Consider the following 18701-nt stretch of genomic DNA (forward strand, 5'->3'; position numbering starts at 1 on the left):
CGTCATCGAGGCCGCCGCCGATGCGTTCAACGCCCGCATTCGTGCCAACACCCAGGCCGAACATCGACGCGGCGACCATCCACACCCTGCCAAGGCCGGCTGACCGCAGCCTACGTTCCTCGATGGCCAGCCGTCCTGGCAGACGCCTGGCCATCCCGCGTTTGCGGTGTCCTTGGAAGGGTCTCAAGAATCGAGCACGGCGGCGACGGCCTCGATCTCGACGAGTTGGTTCTTGTAACCGAGGACGGTGACGCCCATCAACGTGCTGGGGACGTCATGGTCAGCGAACGAGTCCCGGACTACCTGCCAGGCGGCCACCAGGTCCTCCCGCCGGGCCGATGCGACGAGAACCCGTGTGCTAATGACGTCCTGGAGTGACGCGCCTGAGGCAGTAAGAGCGGCCTGCATGTTCTCGATGGCTTTCGCTGCTTGGCCCGCGTAGTCCCCGATCGCTGCTGTGGAGCCGTCATCGTTCAGCGGACACGCCCCTGCGAGGAAGATCAGGCGTGACTCGGCGGGCGCCGTGGCCGCGTAGGCGTACTCGGCGACGTCGGACAGGGCGGTGGAGCGGATCAAAGTGATGGCACGAGCCACGGTTGTGAGGTCCTTTCCCCTCGGGTGTTCAGCGCGGACATCCTGCCAAAGGCCAGTTGGCCGCCGCCTTCCCTTTTCTCGCCGCCCCGCGAAAACGCCGTCATTTCTGCTCGACATTCACGAACCGCCTGATCACCAACTGACTCCGGAATCAGTCGACAAACGCTGTTCCTAGACATCAACGAAGCCAGCTCGCCGACAGGGGAGGTCAAGTCGTATGCCGCCAGAGGGTTTTCACGTAGTACGCCGCCGTGTCCGGCGCAATCCGGGGCCGAGTGCCAAGAAGCTCAGTGGCTGGACGATCGCTGCTCTGATCGCCGTCGTCTGGCTGTGGGGGCGGGTTTTCGGCTTCGGCGAGGCCGACCCGGCGCAGCCGTCCTCCCCCCAGCCGTCGGTGTCCGCCACGGCGGCACGCGGATGACGGGCCTTCGGCTGCGGTGGCGCAGACTTCGGGGAACGGGCGAGTACGCGGCGGCCGGCATTGTTGCCATCGCCGCGATGGTGCTGCTGTTCCAGATGATTCTCGCCGCCTGGGACGAAGTGGCCCGAGCCTGGCCGGTGTTCGCCGCGGTGGTCGTCGCGAGCCTCGTCTATGGCGGGTGGCGGATGCTGCGCGCGGCCCGTGACCGGAGGGCACATGCCGCGCTGTGTGCGGTTTTGTGGATCACCCTCGCCGAGATCGACGCCCCGGGCGGGGATCAGCTGGCGGGCGCCTGGTAGAGGCCCCTGCCGGCGCGCTGGGCCCGCGATGTGGCGACGAGGCGGTCGAGTGTGCTGCGGACGGTGTTGATGCCGTTGAGTGTGTCGTCGCGGCCCAGGGCTTCGGCGACATCACGGGCCCGGACCGCCTTGCCGCCAGATTTTGAGAGAACGGCCACGACCTGCTCGGTCAGGCCTCCGCTCTCTGTAGGGGCCACGGCGCGCGCGGTGCTCTTCGCAGCCGTCGTCTTTGCCGGCTTCGCTGTCTTCGGCGCTTTCGCAGGCTTCGTGGACGCGGCCTTCCTCGCTGGACGCCTGCTCTGCTTCTGCGCTGCGGACTTCTTCGCCGGCGTCTTGCGGGCGGCTGACGCGCGAGTGCCCGCGCGTCCTGGCGCGGCAACGGTGTCGTCGGATGTGTTGTTCTCCTGCGTCGTCACCGGTGGTGCAGGAGAATCGCTGACGGTCTCGGTATCGGCCGAGGAGGCAGGCGGGGGCACCGTTTCCGCGTCAGAGGTGGGCGTCAGCAGTTGGGCGGTGGTGGACAGGGCCTGCAGTGCGGCGAGTGCGGTCCGCACCGAGCCCAGCCGGTCGGTGACCGAAGCGAGTTCCTTCTCGAGCATCTGCTGGTGTTCTTCCAGGCGAGGAAGTTCCTCTTCCAGCAACGCTGTTGTGGCGGTGATGCTCTCCGGTGTATTGGCTGTTGTGGTCATGGAGATTCCCTTCGATCCCGGTCACCGCCGCTATCTCGTGTCAGTGACTCATGTGGTGCAGGGTACGGCCGGTAGTTGGGAAAGAACATCCAGCACCCGGAAGAGACCCTGAGCACACAGTGGTGTTGACGGGCCACCGTTGGGTGGATCTCCGCGCCCGTCCGGGGGGCTCCTTCTGCGCCACACACTGCGCCCTGCCACGGGCCGGTCCGGCAGTACCGCACGGGGCGCCGGCGCTGAACTCCCAGAATCCTGCCACTTTTGCATCATGGCGACAAGAATTGCATAGCGTTGGTAGGGTGTGAGTGTGGCGATGACGGTGAGGCAGACATTGCAGTTGACGGTGGCGGCGCTGATGCAGGCAACGGGGGATTCGCAGCACGATGTTGCGCAGTCTTTGGGGCTGACACAGACGCAGGTCTCGCGTCGCCAGGCCGGCCGCACCGCCTGGACGCTGGACGACTGCGATGCCTTGGCCCTGCACTTTGGGCTCCCCGTGCTGGATTTGCTGGGCGGGCCCACCAGGGCATGTGAGGCGCTGTCTGCCGGGCGGCGCCGTGGGTGGCCGTAGCTGATCTGCGGGGTTCTGTATGCGGCAGCGCCCGCGGCTGCCTCCCCACCTGTTACTTGCCTGAACCCAACGCCGGAGAGACGTGATGGACGCCCAGACCTACACCACCGCTCTCGCCGAGCTGCGCACCCTGCGCGACGAGGTCAAGAAGGCACAAGCCGCGCTGGCCAGGCTCGAGACGCAGCGGGACAAGCAGATCTTCGCCCTGGCCGGCTACGAGAAGGCCAAAGCCGAACGCATCGCGCCCGCGGCCGGGCTCAGCCTCGCCGACATCGTCCGCATCGCCCCCCACCTCGCCCCGCAACCGCTCACCGCCACCTCCGGTCCGGCAGGCACAACTGTGCCTGCACCGGCCAGTGACAACCCCGCAGCCACCGACGTGCCCGCCCCCACTGCCGAGCCTGCCGCGACCGTCACGACACCGGGTGCGCTCGCCCCGGCCATCGACACGAGTTCCTCCACGCTCCCCCCCTCCGCGGCGCCTCCGCCAGAGCCCGCACCACCCGCCCACCCCGAATCGGCACCGGATGCCCTGACGGCACCAGCGCACGAGCCACGCGCCCTGCCCTCGATCCCCGAAGGCCCGGAGGGGGACGCCTGGTTCGCGCACACGCCGAGCCTGGCCTCCACCCATCCCAACTTCACTCAGCAGGCCCGCTCCACCGTCTTCCTCGACACCGAGACCGGTGTGCTGGTCCACCGGGACCAGACGATCCGGCTCGACCTGCACGCGGTCACCGCCGCGGCGATCCTGGAGGCCGTCTTTCACGTCATCCCGGATGGCGTGGAGCGGATCTACATCACCGCCGGGGATCCCTGGCACGCCCAGGCCGAGGCTCACCCGTTCCTTCGGGACGCTGTCGCCGCCTGGCTCAACGCGCCCATCCCGGGCTGGCGCACCGATACGGGCCGCGGCAAGGACCGCATGGCCGGCCACTTCGTCCACGCCCGCAACCCCGTCGGCCGCTACCAGCGCGAAAGGGGTGAAGAGCATGTCGAGATCCGGTCGGTGGGGGAGTGGTTCGACCCTGCCGGCGCCGACCCGGCGATCGTGAGGGATGCGTTCGTCCTGCTGTGGAAGGCGCTGCGCGCCCACTGGCCCGACGCCGTTCTGATGGGCTCACCGTCCCAGACCGGCCGTGACCTGTGGACCCGCACCATCCCCACCAAGGGCCAGTACGCGGACGGCTACCCGGTCCTCTCGGAAGAGCTGCGCGGTCTGCTGCATGCCACCGCGGGACAGGGCCGCACCGAACTGATCACCCCACCCGACGTGCCCGAGCAGCTGCCGGGCCTGGTCGAGTACGACCGTACCTTCGCCTACGCCAAGCACACCTGGAAGTCCGGCGTAGGCCTGCCTGAGCGGGTCACCGCCGCCCGTTTCGCCGCCTGGAGCGAGAAGGAACAGACCAAGGCCCTCTTCGGCTGCGGCCACTGGCACGTCCGCGTCACCGTCCCCGACACCTGGAACCACGTCGGCATCCTCCCCGCGCCCGCCCCCGGCGAACGGGCCTGGCACTATCCCCGCACCCCCGGAACCACCTTCACGACCTGGGCCGGCGGCCCTGAAATCCACACCGCCCTCGCCAACCCCGTCCAGCCGTGGAAGATCGAAATCCTCGACGGCCTGCTGTGGACCGACGGCAAACCGCTGGACGACTGGTCCAGGAAGCTCAAGGAATGCTGGGCCTCCCTCGCCGCCCAGGCCGAACTCCACGGCGATGCCGACCAGCGCACCGCCGCGCAGCTCGCCTCCCGCGCAGTACGCGCCCTGCTCCTGTACGGCATCGGCTCCTTCGCCCAACGCCCCCGCATGGTCACCGGCACCACCCCCCGCACCGCCGAACGGGACGTCCCACCCGACGCAGAAATCATCGGCTTCGACAACGACACCATCACCTGGCAGCGGCCCACCGGCTTCACCCGCGACCCCAACACCCACCCCGAATGGGCCGCCAGCATCTGGTCCGGAGCCCGCGCCGCCCTCCTCTCCCAGCGCATGCGCGAGGACAACACACACGTCGGCGCCCTGCACACCCCGCCCGGCACCGTCGTCGCCTTCCGCACCGACGCCGTCTACCTCACCCAGCCCCACAACTGGCCCTACCACGGCCAGCCCGGCGACTACCTCCGCAAAGGCCAGCTCACCGGGCCGATCCCCGCGCCCACCACCGAAGACGAGCTCCTCGCCCTGCGCGACAGAGGCCGTGCTGCCCTCCAGCACGCGCGCACTACCGGGCAGGCCTGATGCCGCCCCGCAACCGCCGCCCCGCAGCACGCCAGTTGAACGAGGCCGCACGCCTCGCCGACCAGCTCCAGGCCGCAGGCCTCACGAAGCGGGACATCGCCCGCATCATCAACCGCGACCCCTCCCTCGTCTCCCAGTTCTACACACGCGGCAAAGGCGCCGCCTTCGTCCCCGCCCTCACCCACGTCCTCGCCGCCGTCCAGACCGCAGGCATCACCGACCCCGCCGAACTCGCCGACATCGCAGCCCCCCGCATTACCCGCCGCACCACGGCCTCCGGCGCCCGCGCACGGGTCCGGACCAAAGCCGTCCTCATCACCCCCACCGGCACCGGAACCGGCCGCGCCGGCGCCCAAGCCATCGCCACCGGAGCCGCCCGCCTGCGCCCCTTGATCGCCGAAGCAGCCCGCCAGGGCCTCAGACTGGCGTTCACCGTCCGCATGCCGAAAACCAGCTACATCCTCGCCTCAGGCAGCCGCACCGACTCACCCGGCATCCGCCGCGACGTCATCCAACGCGCCGACCACACCGAGGAACGCTCCTACGGCTCCGCAGCCACCGGCGGATTCGACGCCGCAGACTTCGCCCGCCGAGTCGACGCCGCCGCCGGCGACGTCACCGCAGCCGTCCACCAATGGCTCGTGGAAACCGGCCGCATCCACGAGAGCGCCCACATCACTCACCTCGAGATCCGCACCTGGCGACCCCGCTGACAAGCCCGTTTCCGTCCCGGTCCTTGCTGCTGGGGCGTCCGGTGACGGGCATCGGGTCACTGGTCCGTGGTGGGCTGGTGGGCGATGAAAGATTCTTTGGGTTCGGCTGTACCCGAATCGCCTTCCTGAACGGATAGAGGGATGAACGTGTTGGGAAGCGAGATGGGCGGTGAGTGCGGGTGCTGGATTCGGCGGGGCCTGGAGAAGTGGCGGCCGGAGTGCTGGTCCTGCTGGCCGTGTGGGGACGTGTATGGGCGCGGGTGCGGCTCGCTCGCGAGCAGCGGTTGATGGTGGAGCGGGCGGTGAATGCTGCCGCGGCCGCCCGTGGTCCGGTGCGGGTGCGCCAGCAGGGTCAAGCCGGCGAGTGGTCTGTCGAAAGCGGTGGTGCGACGGGCGGCGCGTTGCCTGTGAGGCGCGAGGTGAAGGGGGCGGACAGGGCACGGCGCGGGACGCCGGGTCGGCGCCGATGAGTGTGGTCCACCCGGTGCCCGGCCAGGACGCGAACCGGGCCCCGGAGGATGAGGATGACCCACCATGTGTCGTTACCGAAGGCATGTTGCGGGACCTCTACTTCGGCGAGAGCGACCGGTTGTACAGGTTTCTTACTCGTCGCGTAGGAGAGACCGATGCCGGGGAGGTGAAGAGTCAGGCATTTGTAGATTTCTTCGTCTGGTGGCCCGCTCACCCCGATCATCCGGCGCCTACTGCGGCTCTGTACACGATCGCGCAGCGGCGGGCCGTGGACCTTATTCGGGCCCGGGGGCGCACGCTGTCGGTGGAGGGAGGCGCCATGGACCTCGGCGCCTGTGCGCTGGCGGTCCACCGGGACCCCTTCAGCGTCGTCCATTTGCGCCTGGACTTGCGCCGCGCCTTGGCAGACCTGAACGAACGGGAACGGAGGGCGCTGCAACTGCATCATCTCGACGGGCTGACTGTTGTTGTGTGTGCTGAGTTGATGGGCACCGGAGTCGACAACGTCAAAAGGATTCTGAAAACCGCTCTTGCGAAACTGCGTCTGTCGCCACGCATGACTGCCTATCAGCTGCCCGTCGCGACACCGCCCCAGGAGGTGCGGAAGTGAGCCACCACGAGCGCGACGCGCGTTTCACGGAGAGCTCGGAGCAGCTGTCGGCGGGCTTCGCCGCGGTGATGGACCGGCTGCACGACCTGAACGGTTCCGAACGTCGCGAACTACTGGAGCAGGCAGAGCGCACCCTGGACAATCAGCAGGTGTATCGCTGGGGCAGGGAGCAGCTCGAGGAAGGAAAGTACGAATCAGCTGCCTTCTGGCTGCGGGTCGCGGCGCATTGCAGGGTTGTCGGCGCCGAGCAGGACCTCGAGGGCCTGCCTGAGCGCACGGCCCTTCCCGCCGGATCGGCTGCAGACCGCGTCACCGACCACGCGCCCACACATCTGCACCTGCACCTGGTGACAAGTGCCTCCCAGCCGGCCGCGGAGGTCTTGCCGGCCATCGGAGAGCTCCCGCACACCGTGCGCGTAACGTCTGCCGACGAAACCGAACTCACACGTACCCCTGGTGTCGACGTCGTCCTCGTCGACGGCCGACGCGATCTTCCGCGGGTGCGGTCGCTGTGCCAGCTGCTGCGCTCCACCAGGCCCTGCTGTCCACTGGTCCTCGTGGTGACCGAGGGCGGCCTCGCGGCCGTCACCGCGGACTGGGGCATCGACGACGTGCTGCTCGACACCGCGGGCCCGGCCGAGGTCGAAGCGCGTCTGCGGCTGGCGAGGGTCCGCACCCCCCGCAGGCAACGCGCCGCCACGAAACCGGCCGGCGAACCGAGCACGGGCAATGAGCTCTCGATCGACGAAGCCACCTACAGCGCGAAGCTCAAGGGCCGGATCCTGGATCTCACCTTCAAGGAGTTCGAGCTGCTGAAGTACCTCGCGCAGCACCCCGGCCGGGTCTTCACCCGGGCGCAGCTGCTGCAGGAGATCTGGGGCTACGACCACTCCGGCGGAACGCGCAAGGTCGACATCCACGTGCGGCGACTGCGCGCCAAACTCGGCCCGGAGCACGAGTCGCTCATCGCAACCGTACGAAACGTGGGATACCGCCTCGTCCCTCAAGAGAGCAAGAGCAGCGGACAGGCTGTCGAGAGGGATGTGAGGAGTCCCCTCACCGAGCGCGAGGTTCGCCGGGATGCCAACGACCCCAAGGACGCTGAGGCGCGCCTGGATGCCGCCGTGCGGTGAACCCGAGTCCGAGATTCTCGGCCTGCTCGCCTGGCCTACGTCGCCGCGCTGCGCACGAACCCGCCGCTGCCCAAGAACGGCTGGCCAGGGAACTCGACGCGCTCGCGTTCTTCTTCTACGTCCGGATGCTCGCCGCCTCAGACTCCGTACCGTCGGTTGATTTGAGGAGATCCCAGGCCAATAGGCCTGCGCCCAGGCATCCGGCGCTGTCGCCCAGGGCCGCCGGGACGATCTCCGGCAGTTTCTGAAAGGTCACCCGCTGCCGGACGGCGTCCCGTAGCGGTGTGAACAAAACTTCCCCCGCCTCGGCGAGGCCGCCACCGATGACGAGCGTGCGCGGGTCCAGCAGGGTGAGCGCGGTGACCAGTCCGTTGGCGAGGGCGTCCACGGCCTGCTGCCAGACCCGGACAGCGTTCGGGGTCGCCGGATGCGACGGCCTTCCGCGCAGTCCGCGGCGTCCGCCGCCGGGTCCCCGGAGGCAGACGCCCACGCCTCGCTCACCGCAGCGGCGGACGCGAACCGCTCCAGGCAGCCGTACTGTCCGAACGGGCAAGGGCGCTGGTCACGGGGCCCCCGGGACTCGCTCCACGGTGAGAGTGACCTCGAAGGACGCCTCAGCCGACGCTGAAAAGAATGACTCCCGCTTCTGCCGCAAGGTCAGCCCGAACGTGACGTCCATACTGGGTACTTGCCAGCCGTCGCGGTGCGGCACTGGGAGAGGGACGGCTGAGCGATAGCAGAAGCTTGGACAATAGCCTCCTCCAGCTCCGCGGCACGGTCCCCGAGGGAAGAGCTGGACCGTGTGCGGCTGGAGGTCTGACGGCTGCCGGTCGCGTCCAGAGCCACGGGCTCAATCCGGACGTCGGCCATCGATCCCCCTGGGTGGTGAAGCACCACAGGCACCGGTACTTGGCCCTGCCGGAAGCGTAGCCAGCGCTAACGCGGGCGCGCGACCGGTTCGCTCACAAGGTCCGGCCAGGTGAAGTCGTGGGCCGGCCTCGCGCTGTCACAAGCGCTGCCGAACTGCCGCTGCGCGGCGGGGAGCGGTCCATCTCTCCAAGAGCAACAGGGGGATTTGCCACGAGGTGAAGAAGGTTCCGCGTACGGGCAGACATCGGCGAGCACGAGGGGCTCTCGACCAGTTCGATGGTGCCAGCCCATGTGGTCAGGTACTGGTGGGCGTTATCCACCGGGGCTCATCGTTCTTCCTGGTCAGATGCAGTCTAATTGCGTGCGTGACGCGGATGTGGTCCGCTGCGAGAGCGCGACCTTGGGGCACTCAACTCACCATGACCGTGAGGGCGAAACGTCTGCGTCGAGTCCGCAAGGCCAGCGATCTGCGGTGAACTGCAGGAACGAGGGCTGGTTGGCGGGTTGGCGGGCTGTGCGCAGGGCCCAGTCGGCCGCGCGGATGCGGTGGCGGCGGGCGGGGAGCGGGCCGGGGTGGTCGAGGAGTTGGACTGCGGTGTGGCCGGTTGAGGGTGCCGTGAACCGGGTGAGCCAGTGGGCGTCTTCGAGTTCGTGCCACGCAGGTGTGTGGGGCCCCAGGCGCAGGGCGCGGAGCAGCCCGGCCGGCAGGAGCATCCGGCCATGAGTGTTGGTGCGCAGGGCGCACTGCAGGGCCAGCAGACGTGCCTGCGTGCTGGTGTCGCCGGGCAGGGTAGAGGCGAGGTGGGCCAGCGTGCCGCGTACGAGGGCCTGCGGGGAAAGAGCCTGCTGGGGAAGGCTCTTGGGCGCGGTGTCGGGAACCACGGCGGCATAAGGCGTGGCTGCAGTGCAGGCGGCGCAGATGTCGGCCAGGCGCCAAAGGCGGCCGCTGCGTTCGAGGGTGAGGACGAGGAGGACGGGGCCGTCGCAGCCTCGGTGGCGACCGTGCCAGCGGCAGCCGCGTTCGTGGCACTGGCAGGTCCGCAGGTGCGCTGGGACCACGTCACGGCGGGCATGGCCAGCCAGATGGGCGAGCGCGGCCGGGGGCGCTGCCGTCGCCAGGACTCTCTGGCCAGACGGTGTGCAGCGAGGGCAGTGCAGCGTGGGGCCGCCCGGATGAGGGCGCAGCTCCACGGTCCAGGTGCGGGGCACCGGGTGGTGCGTGATGCACAGCCTCATGGGGTGCGCGTTCCTCCTGCATCTGTATGCACGGGCCGGGTTCGGCGGGCGGCTGCCGCGGGTGGGGAGCGGCGCGGCCGCATCGTAGTGCAGACCTCTGCCCTGCCGCTGGGGTGGTCACCTGCAGAAATAGGGCAGAGGTCTGCACTGACAGGGCAGGTGTCTGCACCGTCGGATGGTGGGGTGACGATCTTCCCGTCCGACCCGAACCTCACCGCGCTGCGCCTGGAGCTGGCGCGGTTGAGGAGCGAGCGCGGCTGGACCTTTGACGAACTGGCCCGCCGCAGCGGCCTGGCCAGGCGTACCCTCATCGAGATCGAGCAGGGCCGCACGATCGGATCCCTCAAGACCTGGCACGCCCTCGCCCACGCCCTGAACGTGCCCGTCGACCACCTCTTCGCCACCCTCTGCGACGGCCACACCCCTCCCGCCGAAGCCGCCGACTAGCCCCGGCTGCACCGCTGGCGAGGATCACCCGATCCGGTCACCAGCATCGCGCACACGTGCGACAGGTCGCGCGTCTGTTCCAGTCGATGGGGCCGTTCGCGCGACATGGGCGGCACGGACGTCGAGTTGGCGGCGCGTTGCCTGTCACCTTCACGGCCATGTGCTCCACCACTGACTCATCTCGCCGCCGCTGGGACGGCACCACCGCCGCTCCACGGCACCTGCGGGCGCTGCGGGTTGCCGCGGACAGCCCCAGCCGGCTCCTGCGTACCGCTCAGCCCGGCCGCTGCCGGGACTGCGGCAACCGCATCGACTGGTACACCCGCACCCAGGGGCGACGACCCGTCGGCCTGCACCCGCAGGAACTCGCCGCAGCCGCGGTACCTGCCTCCTGCCGCTGGCACGTCGACTCCGGCATCGCGCACGCCGCGGGCGACGGCACTCGCTGGTGCCGTATCCCGCACCCCGTCCTGTGCCCCGCACGCGAGCCCACCGAGCCGCTGACGCCGCACCTGGCCGAACTGCGCCGCCGCCTGCTCGACACCGGCGCCTTCACCCCGCCCTCGCCCAGTGACCCGCCCGCATCAAAACCCGTGTGCCGGCCGGCCCGGCCCGTCGTGCAGATCCTGTACGGCCGCTACCTCGCAGCCCGCCCCGTCGACGACATTCAATGCGTCGCCCAGGCCCGCCGGCGCCACCGCTGCCCCCACCCCGTCCTCGCCGCCGAGGGCCCCGCCGGTGTCTGGAGGCTCATGCCCGTTACCGCCGCCCGCGGACAACTCGCCCTGCCCGCAGCCGACATGGCCGTCTACGACCTCACCCACCTGCCCTACGCGGAGCAGCTGCGCTGGCGCACCCAACGCTGCCCCGCCCACGCCGCCGCCCCCGCAGCCGCGGACCTCGCGCTGGCGGACTGGGAGGTCTTCGACCCGCTGCTCCACCACCAGCACATCCACGCCCGCCTCCCCGCCACCGCCCCACGCCGCCGGGACCGGCCGTGAACACAGAGGCGCGGACAATCCGTACGCCACGGAGGCATGACCATGCCGCACCACGCTCTTGAGATCACCCTGACCCGGCCCGCCACCCAAGCTGAACTCGCCCGTGCCGCCCGCGTCATGCCGCTCGCCGCCAACTGTGACCGCACCCGCCTGATGACCGTGGCGAAGGCGAAGAATCCCGACCGGGCCCTGAGCCGCGCCCACCACCGCCTCAAGGAGCTGCTGCCCCTCGACGTCCTCGCCACCCACTACCCAGCCCCCGACGGACACGTCCTTCTCACCCCTGCCTTCAGCCCCACCGCAGACGCCGTCATCCGCCGCGCCGCCGAACAGATGGGCCAATCACCCCGCGTCTTCCTCCAGCAGACCATCCACCATGCCCTGGCCCACCACGCCCGTCAGGAAGGGCAGCACCTCGACCGTGCCCTGCAGTTCCTGCTGGACCGCACCACCCCGGACCAGCTCCTGGCGGCCGTCGGCCGCACCCTCACCCGCTCTGGAACGTGACAGTGCTCAATCCGACCGATGAACAGACCGCAGCCGCCGACGTCTTCCGCGGCGGCGACCACCTGGCGCTCCAGGCCGGCGCCGGAACGGGCAAAACGAGCACCCTCATCCTGCTCGCTTCTGCCACCGGGCGCCGCGGCCGCTACATCGCCTTCAACAAGGCCATCGCCCACGACGCCGCCACCCGATTTCCCACCACCGTGACCTGCAAGACCGCCCACGCTCTCGCCTTCGCCGCGATCGGTCACCGCTACGCCAGCCGCCTGAACGGCCCCCGCCAGGCCGGCTGGAAGACCGGCATGGCCCTCGGCATCACCAAAACCGTCCGCATCGGCGACCGCGACGTGACGCCCAAGGCTCTGTCCAACGCCGTGCTGCGCACGGTGACCCGCTACTGCCACTCCGCCGACCGCACCCTCGCCCGCCAGCACGTCCCGCGCCTGCGCGGCCTCGACGATAAAGATCTGCACACCCAACTCGCCCAGGTGGTCCTGCCGTTCGCCCAGAAGGCCTGGGCAGACCTCCAGCACCCCGACGGCGGCGTCGTGCGCTTCGATCACGACCACTACCTGAAAATCTGGGCCCTGTCGGACCCGAAGATCGACACAGACTTCCTCCTCCTCGACGAAGCACAAGACACCAACCCCGTCCTCGAACACGTCTTCACCGCCCAACGCGCCCACGCCCAGCTCGTGATGGTCGGCGACTCAGCCCAGGCCATCTACAGCTGGCGCGGCGCCCGCGACATCATGACCAACTTCGACGGCCACGCCCTGTCCCTGTCGCAGTCCTTCCGCTTCGGCCCCCGCCTCGCTGCCGAGGCCAACCGGTGGCTCACGATCGCCGACGCCCCCATCCGCCTGACCGGCGCCGACGCGGTTGCCACCGAACTCGCCCCGCCCGATCGTCCCGATGCGGTGCTGTGCCGGACCAACATCGGAGCCATGACCGAAGTGATGGAACACCTCAGCGCCGGTCATCGCGTCGGGCTGGCTGGCGAGGGGAGAGCCTGCGCTCCCTGGCAACTGCCGCCCGCGACCTCAAGGAAGGTCGCCGAACCTGGCACCCGGAACTCCTCCTCTTCCCCTCCTGGGGCGAACTGCAGGACTTCGCCGAACACGACCCCGCCGGAGGTGACCTGAAGCCGTTCGTCGACCTCATCGACCAGCACGGCCCGGACGCCATCCTCGCCGCGGTCGACCAGCTCGCCCCGGAAGCGGTTGCCGACGTCACCGTCTCCACCGCCCACCGAGCCAAGGGCCGTGAATGGGCGACCGTCAAAATCGCCGATGATTTCCTTCCGCCCAAGGACACCGATGAGCAGGACGCGAACGGCCGCCCGATTCCCGGCCCGATCGACGACAGCGAAGCACGTCTTGCCTACGTCGCCGTTACCCGTACCCGTGGGTGCATGGACCTCGGCGGCCTGTCCTGGATTCACAACCATCCCGAGGGGCGCCTCCCTACAGGCCCTCAGCCAGCAGCGGCATGATGCGTCCTAGAGCCCTGACCGGATTCGTCATCGCCCGAACTGACAGGCCCACGTTCGCACGCCATCTGTTGCTCCGCCTGTTCAGCCGCGGCCTGCTTGATCTGCAGTCGACCGCGGTGGGGCGCTGGCGGCATCGGGCCGGCCGGCGAGCGGACGAGGGCGGGCTACAGGCGCATGAGCAGCGGCAGTAGGGCCGCGATCAGGCTGCGACGTTGGTAGTGCTGTCACCAAGATGTTCGGCTTCGCATGTCACTCGCGGAGAGGCGCATGCATCCTGACCAGCGCTGGTTTGGCTAGTCGATCACGGTGTCAGGAATCTGCGCGGGCCAGCCGGCGGGGCATGAGGGTGATCGCGGCCAGTGATCAGCGTCTCGGAGGGTTGGATGAGCGGTTCGTAGTCGCGGGCATTCGCGGCGGGCGTTCGTCCTTAACCCTCGAAACGCGCGGCTGCCGCGCCTTGGCCCACGGTCTGTCCGACGACCCCATGCCGTCCCAGCTGCTTTCTGGCGGGGTCGGGACGACCTCCCGCCGCAGCAGTCCAGCGATCGCCTCGGGCCAGGGTCGCGGGGACTCAGCGTTTTCGTACGACTTCGGGTTCGTGGCGGCGCAGGAACCGGATGGTGAGCAGCGAGCAGACGATTGCCGCGCCGAGCAGCACTCCTGTGTCGGTCAGCCACTGGCTGAAGGTGTGACGCCACAGAGGGTCGGTGGCGGAGGGAGCCGTCTTGTCCTGGGGACCGAGCAGTTGCCCCAGATCGAGTGTTACGCCTTCTGCTGCGACGGCCCACCGTGATGGCATCAGCCTGGCCACGTGTTCAACACCGGGATTGTCGAAGAGTTTAAAGACGATGCCTGAGAACATGTACTGGGCAACAGAAAAGACAACCAGCAGAGGCATAGTTTTCTCGGCAGTCTTCACCAGTGCTGAGATGACCAGACCGCACATCATGGAGGTGAACCCGAGCAACGTGATGACGAATGTCATCTCTAAGACCGGGGTGCTTTTCACGACTACGCCTTCTGACGGCAGTTCGCGCGGTGCAAAGCTGAGTGCGCACAGGACGATCCCCTGCAAGCCCGTGATCAGTCCCAGCACCGTGATCTTCGACATCAGGTAGGCGGATCTGGACAGGCCCGCCGCCCGTTCCCTTTCGTAGATCACCCGTTCCTTGACCAGCTCCCGGACAGAGTTCGCGGTGCCGATGAAGGACATGCTGATGACCAGGGACAAGAGGACGGTGCCGGCCTCGACGTTCGCCTTGCCGTCGGGTGCTTTTCGAAGGCCGAAGTCAGCAGGTATCACGGTGTTGGCCAGGCCCAGGACGACCGGCAGGAGGGCCATCAGGCCGACGAACCCCTTGTCGGAGGCCACGACCGCCAGGTACCGGCGGACGAGTGTGAAGAGCTGAGCTGTCCAGCGAGGTGGCTTCGGCGGATGAACGTCCTCGTGGGCCGCATGCCCCGCCCGCGTGCCCGTCTGCTGCGGGGTGACCAAGGAGGCCAGGTGCTGCCTCGACTCGCGCCACCGTCCGGACCAGTCGGACTCGTGTTCCTTCTCGAAGGCGGAGAAGACGTCGGCCCACTGCTCGTACCCGAAGAATTCCAGTGCCGTCTGCGGCGGACCGTAATACGCCACTGATCCGCGCGGGGCCAGGACCAGCACCTTGTCGCACAACTCCAACTCCCGGACCGAGTGGGTCACCACGATGATGGTCCTGCCGTCGTCAGCGAGTCGTCGCAGCAGTTGCATGACGTCGCGGTCCATGCCGGGGTCCAGGCCGGAGGTCGGCTCGTCCAGGAACATGAGCGAGGGTCTGGTCAGCAGTTCCATGGCGACAGAGACGCGCTTTTGCTGCCCGCCGGAGAGCGCGGCGATGCGTTTGCCGGCGTGGGGGTCGAGTTTGAGCTCACTCAGCACCTCCTCGACGCGACGGTCGCGCTCCGCAGCGTCGGTGTCGCGGCCAAAGCGCAGTCTGGCGGCGTACCGGAGCGCGGTCCGTACAGGGAGCTGCAGATGGAGAATGTCGTGCTGTGGGACGATGCCGATGCGCTGACGCAGTTCAGCGAACCGCTCGTGGAGGTTCTGGTTCTCGTAGAGCACCTCGCCTCTGACGTCCCGCTGGTGACCGGTCAGGGCGCGCAGCAAGGTGGACTTCCCGGAACCGGACGGTCCGATCACCGCGATCAGAGCCTTCGGCGGCACCGCGAAGCTCACCTTGTTCAGCAACGTTCTCCTGCTCTTGCCGCACTTGACCTTGACGGTCAGCCGACGGGCGATCAGCGTGGCGCGGACGGCCTGCCCATGGGAGGAGGGGGCGGTGGGGTGACTGTCCCGGTGTGCCTGTGGTGGCGCGACGCCGCCCTTCATGTGACCGTTCTGCTGGTGCGTCGGCGCACTGAAGCGAAGCTGCGGACCATCGGCTTCACTGCCGAGGCTGGATACAGCACCGTGGGTGATGTCTGCCAGAGGCATGCACCGGCCGTTGGTGTATGTGCCGTTGGTGCTGCCCAGATCCTGCAGGACCCAGCTCTTTCCGTTCCAGTAGATTCGGGCGTGCCGCCACGAAACGACGGGCTCCCGGAATTCCATGTCCGACTGAGGATCACGGCCCAGCACGTACGTTCTGGCAGGATCGAGTCTCCTGGCGGTCCCGTTGAATTCCATCGAGAGCTCTGTTCCATGCTCCACGATTGTTGTCTCCTGACAGTCGTGTACTCCTGCTGAGCACGGCGGCGGCGATCGCGGCATCGGCCGGCACGGGCGGCTGCGGCCGGATCGCCGCCCAGTCCGCCTGCCCGAGGCGGCGCGGCAGGTGCTTGCTCGCGCCGCCGGTGCGGACGGGGGTCGGCAGCGCCGGAGTGCCGTCATCGACTGCGCCTGCCGCCGTCCGCTGGACTGCAGGGGCGGCTGTCACGCCCGGCGGTTATCCACCCGCTGCCCGCGGGCTGGTGCATCCGGCCGCTGTCTCCCAGCAAGGGACGCAGGCGAACACTCCAACCATCCGTGCCTGCCTCACTGGTCGCGGTATCAGTGATCCTTGACCGCCTGGATCTCCAGCTCCAGCAGGACGGTGTCACCGATCAGCGCGCGTCTTCCAGCCACGGGCACATGGCCCGTCACGCCGAACTCGGATCGGCTGATCCGGGTGTAGGCCCGGAATCCGGCCCTGGTCCTGCCCGACACGTCGGTGTCCACACCCAGCAGGAACAGGTCGAGGGTTACCCGCCGGACCTGGCCCCGGATGGCCAGCGCCCCTTCGACGAGGTATCGGCCGTCCTTGGTACGGATGCGAGCAGACGTGAAGCACGCCGTCGGGTGGTTGTCACTGTCGAGGAAATCGGTGGCGCGCAGGTGCTTGTCCCGCATGGAGTTGCGGGTGTCGACCGACGCGGTGTCGATCTCCGCCCGCACGCTGGACAGCGGAGGATCGTCCCCGACCGTGATGGTCCCGCAGAACCGCGTGAATGCTCCGCGCAGCCGGGTCATGAGGTGGCGTACGCAGAAGCCGACCTCGGAGTGGTCAGGGTCGATCTGCCAGACGCCGGTGAGCTGGTCAATCTCGACTGGGGTTGCGGGCATGGTGCTCTCCATGGGGGTGCGTTGGTCGAGGAGCGTGGCAGCAACGGGTTCTCGGCGGCCTGCCGGCAGCGGCGCAGGGTGGGCAGCACGGGTGGGACGCAGGTGCCGGGGACGCGGGGCCGGCGGCTGCCGTTTGCAGGCCCGCCTCGCTGCGGATCAGGTTTGCGACCGCCGCCGGGTCGTGCCCGATTCGGAGGGCGGTCGTGAACTCCTGGTCCATGAGCCGCCTGGCCAGCGCGGACAGAACCTTCAGGTGATCGTCGTCCGCGCCGAGCGGCGCGGCTATCAGGAAGACCAGGTCGGCGGGCCCGTCGTGAGCGCCGAAGTCGATGCCGTATTCGCTGCGGCCGAAGGCGAGGGTCGGGGCGGTTACGTGCTTGCTGCGGCAGTGCGGGATCCCGATGCCGCCTTCGAGACCGGTATGTGTCTTCGTCTCGCGGGTGGCCACGTCGGCGAGGAAGCCTTCGAGGTCGGTGACCCGGCCGGCCGCGACCATCCGCTCGGCGAGAAAGCGAGAGGCGGTCTGCCTGGTCTGGGCGGCCAGCTCGAGGTCAACCAGTTCCGAGGTGATCAACTCGTTCATCACGAGGCTCCTTGTCGCGAACGCCGCGGGGGCGGCGGTGGGCTGTGGTGGTGCGTTGTCCATCCGCGCAGAGGCAGTTCGAGCGGATGGACGGACGGGCCGGGGCCGTGAACACCTGCGACCGGTAGGCGGCCCGGGGCTGTGGACAGCTATGACCGGCGGGTCGGCCGGGACGGGGCGGATGGTCATGGCGCCGGCTCCCCGAGGACACGGTCCAGGGGTACGGACGCGGTCGTCGTGACCGCCGCCAGGTCCAGGTCGGCCGGTGATGGCATGACGCTGCCCGGCAGCTGGACGGCCGCGGACCCGTGGGCGACCGCCGCCGGTCAGGGCGGCGGGGCCACTGCCGCCGGCGGTCAGGAACCCCGCGAGAGAGGGGTCTCCCGCGCCGACGTTGCTGCGCACGGCGGCGGCGGTTGCGTGGCCGAACCAGGTGCCGGTGGCATCCGCCAGCAGCCGGCCGTCCGCCCCCAGACCGGCCAGGACCGCCCTGGGCGCCTCGTTCGCGCAGCTCCTCCGCCGCCTTGACCGCGTCGCCGATCGTGGCCGGCGGGCGGCAGTGTGCAAGAGGATACTTGGGACCATCGAGTTCCCTGTGCGTGTTGTTTACGGCGGTCACTAGGGAGGACTGTGTTCGGTGGCGACTATCCCGCTACTTTGTCTACGCTTTACCAAGTCGACTCACGCGGCGCCGAGTTGACGTGGTGCGTGTGGCGGGTCCGCCCTGCCGGTCCGAGAGGGGCGATGAGCAAGCGCGGCGGCCGGTTACGATGACCGGCTCTCCCCGGGGGCTGATGGAGTCGGGTTGCTGGACAATTGACGATCCAGCAGCCTCCGCAGGCCGTGATGCCCCGTCGCTATCCGCCCGAGTTCCGCCATGAGGTCCTCGATCTCCTCGCATCCGGAAGGAGGGTCGCCGAGGTCGCCCAGCTCCTGGCATCAGTGACCAGACGATCTATGCCTGGCGTCACCAGCACCTGGTCGATACTGGGTAGTTGCCCGGCGCGACCAGTAGCGACGGCTCCGAGCCGGCCGCGGCCGGCAGGCGCATCGCCAGCTGGAAGCCGAGTTGGCGCCATCCACCGCTGGGCTGCCGAGCTGCTGGGCAAGGTGACATCCCCGAAAGGCGCTTCGAAGCCATCCGCGTGGGTGGGCGTGTACGTCTGGATCATCCAGGCGTGCGCAGCAGCCTGCGGGTATGCCTTAGCGTTGAAGGCGTACGTCCGGCTACTACGC

Annotated in this window: 15 protein-coding genes and 4 pseudogenes; 11 read left to right on the plus strand and 8 right to left on the minus strand. The window is 68.9% G+C overall.

Annotation, left to right across the window (positions count from 1 at the left end):
* Positions 1–183: 183 nt before the first annotated feature.
* Positions 184–594: a RidA family protein gene (locus ACFYXH_RS40750; RefSeq protein WP_224739111.1), complete on the minus strand. Its 411-nt coding sequence runs from the start codon at positions 592–594 to the stop codon at positions 184–186.
* Between the two features lie 217 nt (positions 595–811).
* Between ACFYXH_RS40750 and ACFYXH_RS40755 the strand changes: the two genes are divergently transcribed.
* Together ACFYXH_RS40755 and ACFYXH_RS40760 are read left to right on the plus strand one after the other, a co-directional pair.
* Positions 812–1015 (plus strand): hypothetical protein, encoded by a 204-nt coding sequence (locus ACFYXH_RS40755; protein ID WP_389574446.1) that lies wholly within the window; start codon positions 812–814, stop codon positions 1013–1015.
* Entirely contained in the window at positions 1012–1314 is a 303-nt protein-coding gene (locus tag ACFYXH_RS40760) for a hypothetical protein (RefSeq protein WP_389574449.1), read from the plus strand. Before ACFYXH_RS40755 ends, ACFYXH_RS40760 begins: the two co-directional genes overlap by 4 nt.
* Here the strand turns inward: ACFYXH_RS40760 and ACFYXH_RS40765 are convergent.
* Positions 1293–2003: a hypothetical protein gene (locus tag ACFYXH_RS40765; RefSeq protein WP_389574451.1), complete on the minus strand. Its 711-nt coding sequence runs from the start codon at positions 2001–2003 to the stop codon at positions 1293–1295. The genes ACFYXH_RS40760 and ACFYXH_RS40765 overlap by 22 nt on opposite strands.
* 355 nt (positions 2004–2358) lie before the next feature.
* Here ACFYXH_RS40765 and ACFYXH_RS40770 point away from each other — a divergent pair, with 355 nt between their 5' ends.
* The 5 genes from ACFYXH_RS40770 to ACFYXH_RS40790 all read left to right on the plus strand — a co-directional run bounded on the left by ACFYXH_RS40770 (position 2359) and on the right by ACFYXH_RS40790 (position 7749).
* Complete coding sequence (locus ACFYXH_RS40770; RefSeq protein WP_389574483.1) at positions 2359–2574, plus strand: helix-turn-helix domain-containing protein; 216 nt, start codon at positions 2359–2361, stop codon at positions 2572–2574.
* A gap of 85 nt (positions 2575–2659) precedes the next feature.
* Positions 2660–4822, plus strand: coding sequence for a hypothetical protein (locus ACFYXH_RS40775; RefSeq protein ID WP_389574454.1), 2163 nt, complete (start codon positions 2660–2662; stop codon positions 4820–4822).
* The gene (locus tag ACFYXH_RS40780) at positions 4822–5535 is read left to right on the plus strand and encodes a helix-turn-helix domain containing protein (protein ID WP_389574457.1); all 714 of its coding nucleotides are present in this window, start codon (positions 4822–4824) and stop codon (positions 5533–5535) included. The genes ACFYXH_RS40775 and ACFYXH_RS40780 overlap by 1 nt, the downstream gene beginning before the upstream one ends.
* Positions 5536–6019: 484 nt before the next feature.
* On the plus strand, positions 6020–6616 hold the full coding sequence (locus tag ACFYXH_RS40785; RefSeq protein WP_389574460.1) for an RNA polymerase sigma factor: 597 nt from the start codon (positions 6020–6022) through the stop codon (positions 6614–6616).
* 332 nt (positions 6617–6948) lie between these two features.
* The gene (locus ACFYXH_RS40790) at positions 6949–7749 is read left to right on the plus strand and encodes a winged-helix domain-containing protein (RefSeq protein WP_389574485.1); all 801 of its coding nucleotides are present in this window, start codon (positions 6949–6951) and stop codon (positions 7747–7749) included.
* A gap of 115 nt (positions 7750–7864) precedes the next feature.
* Here ACFYXH_RS40790 and ACFYXH_RS40795 read toward each other — a convergent pair.
* Both ACFYXH_RS40795 and ACFYXH_RS40800 read right to left on the minus strand, forming a co-directional pair.
* Positions 7865–8304, minus strand: a pseudogene (locus tag ACFYXH_RS40795) (ROK family protein); the annotation flags it as partial.
* Between the two features lie 729 nt (positions 8305–9033).
* The gene (locus ACFYXH_RS40800) at positions 9034–9855 is read right to left on the minus strand and encodes a hypothetical protein (RefSeq protein WP_389574463.1); all 822 of its coding nucleotides are present in this window, start codon (positions 9853–9855) and stop codon (positions 9034–9036) included.
* Positions 9856–10038: 183 nt separating this feature from the next.
* Between ACFYXH_RS40800 and ACFYXH_RS40805 the strand changes: the two genes are divergently transcribed.
* From ACFYXH_RS40805 to ACFYXH_RS40820, 4 genes and pseudogenes are all read left to right on the plus strand, one after another.
* The gene (locus tag ACFYXH_RS40805; RefSeq protein ID WP_389574466.1) at positions 10039–10302 is read left to right on the plus strand and encodes a helix-turn-helix transcriptional regulator; all 264 of its coding nucleotides are present in this window, start codon (positions 10039–10041) and stop codon (positions 10300–10302) included.
* Between the two features lie 158 nt (positions 10303–10460).
* On the plus strand, positions 10461–11303 hold the full coding sequence (locus tag ACFYXH_RS40810) for a DUF6083 domain-containing protein (RefSeq protein ID WP_389574469.1): 843 nt from the start codon (positions 10461–10463) through the stop codon (positions 11301–11303).
* Positions 11304–11339: 36 nt separating this feature from the next.
* Positions 11340–11810, plus strand: a complete 471-nt coding sequence (locus tag ACFYXH_RS40815) for a hypothetical protein (RefSeq protein WP_389574473.1) — start codon at positions 11340–11342, stop codon at positions 11808–11810.
* A 2-nt stretch (positions 11811–11812) separates the two neighbouring features.
* Positions 11813–13302: pseudogene (locus ACFYXH_RS40820) on the plus strand (UvrD-helicase domain-containing protein).
* Between the two features lie 571 nt (positions 13303–13873).
* Here ACFYXH_RS40820 and ACFYXH_RS40825 read toward each other — a convergent pair.
* The 4 genes and pseudogenes from ACFYXH_RS40825 to ACFYXH_RS40840 form a co-directional block, all read right to left on the minus strand.
* Positions 13874–15967, minus strand: coding sequence for an ATP-binding cassette domain-containing protein (locus ACFYXH_RS40825; RefSeq protein WP_389574488.1), 2094 nt, complete (start codon positions 15965–15967; stop codon positions 13874–13876).
* A 363-nt stretch (positions 15968–16330) separates the two neighbouring features.
* Positions 16331–16882 carry a YceI family protein gene (locus tag ACFYXH_RS40830; protein ID WP_389574477.1) on the minus strand — a complete coding sequence of 184 codons (552 nt, stop codon included), beginning with the start codon at positions 16880–16882 and terminating at the stop codon, positions 16331–16333.
* Between the two features lie 100 nt (positions 16883–16982).
* Positions 16983–17465 (minus strand): annotated as a pseudogene (locus ACFYXH_RS40835) (PTS sugar transporter subunit IIA); the annotation flags it as partial.
* Positions 17466–17650: 185 nt separating this feature from the next.
* A pseudogene (locus ACFYXH_RS40840) lies at positions 17651–18021 on the minus strand (PfkB family carbohydrate kinase); the annotation flags it as partial.
* Between the last annotated feature and the right edge of the window lie 680 nt (positions 18022–18701).

Source organism: Streptomyces sp. NPDC002730, assembly GCF_042888805.1.
Classification (GTDB): Bacteria; Actinomycetota; Actinomycetes; order Streptomycetales; family Streptomycetaceae; genus Streptomyces.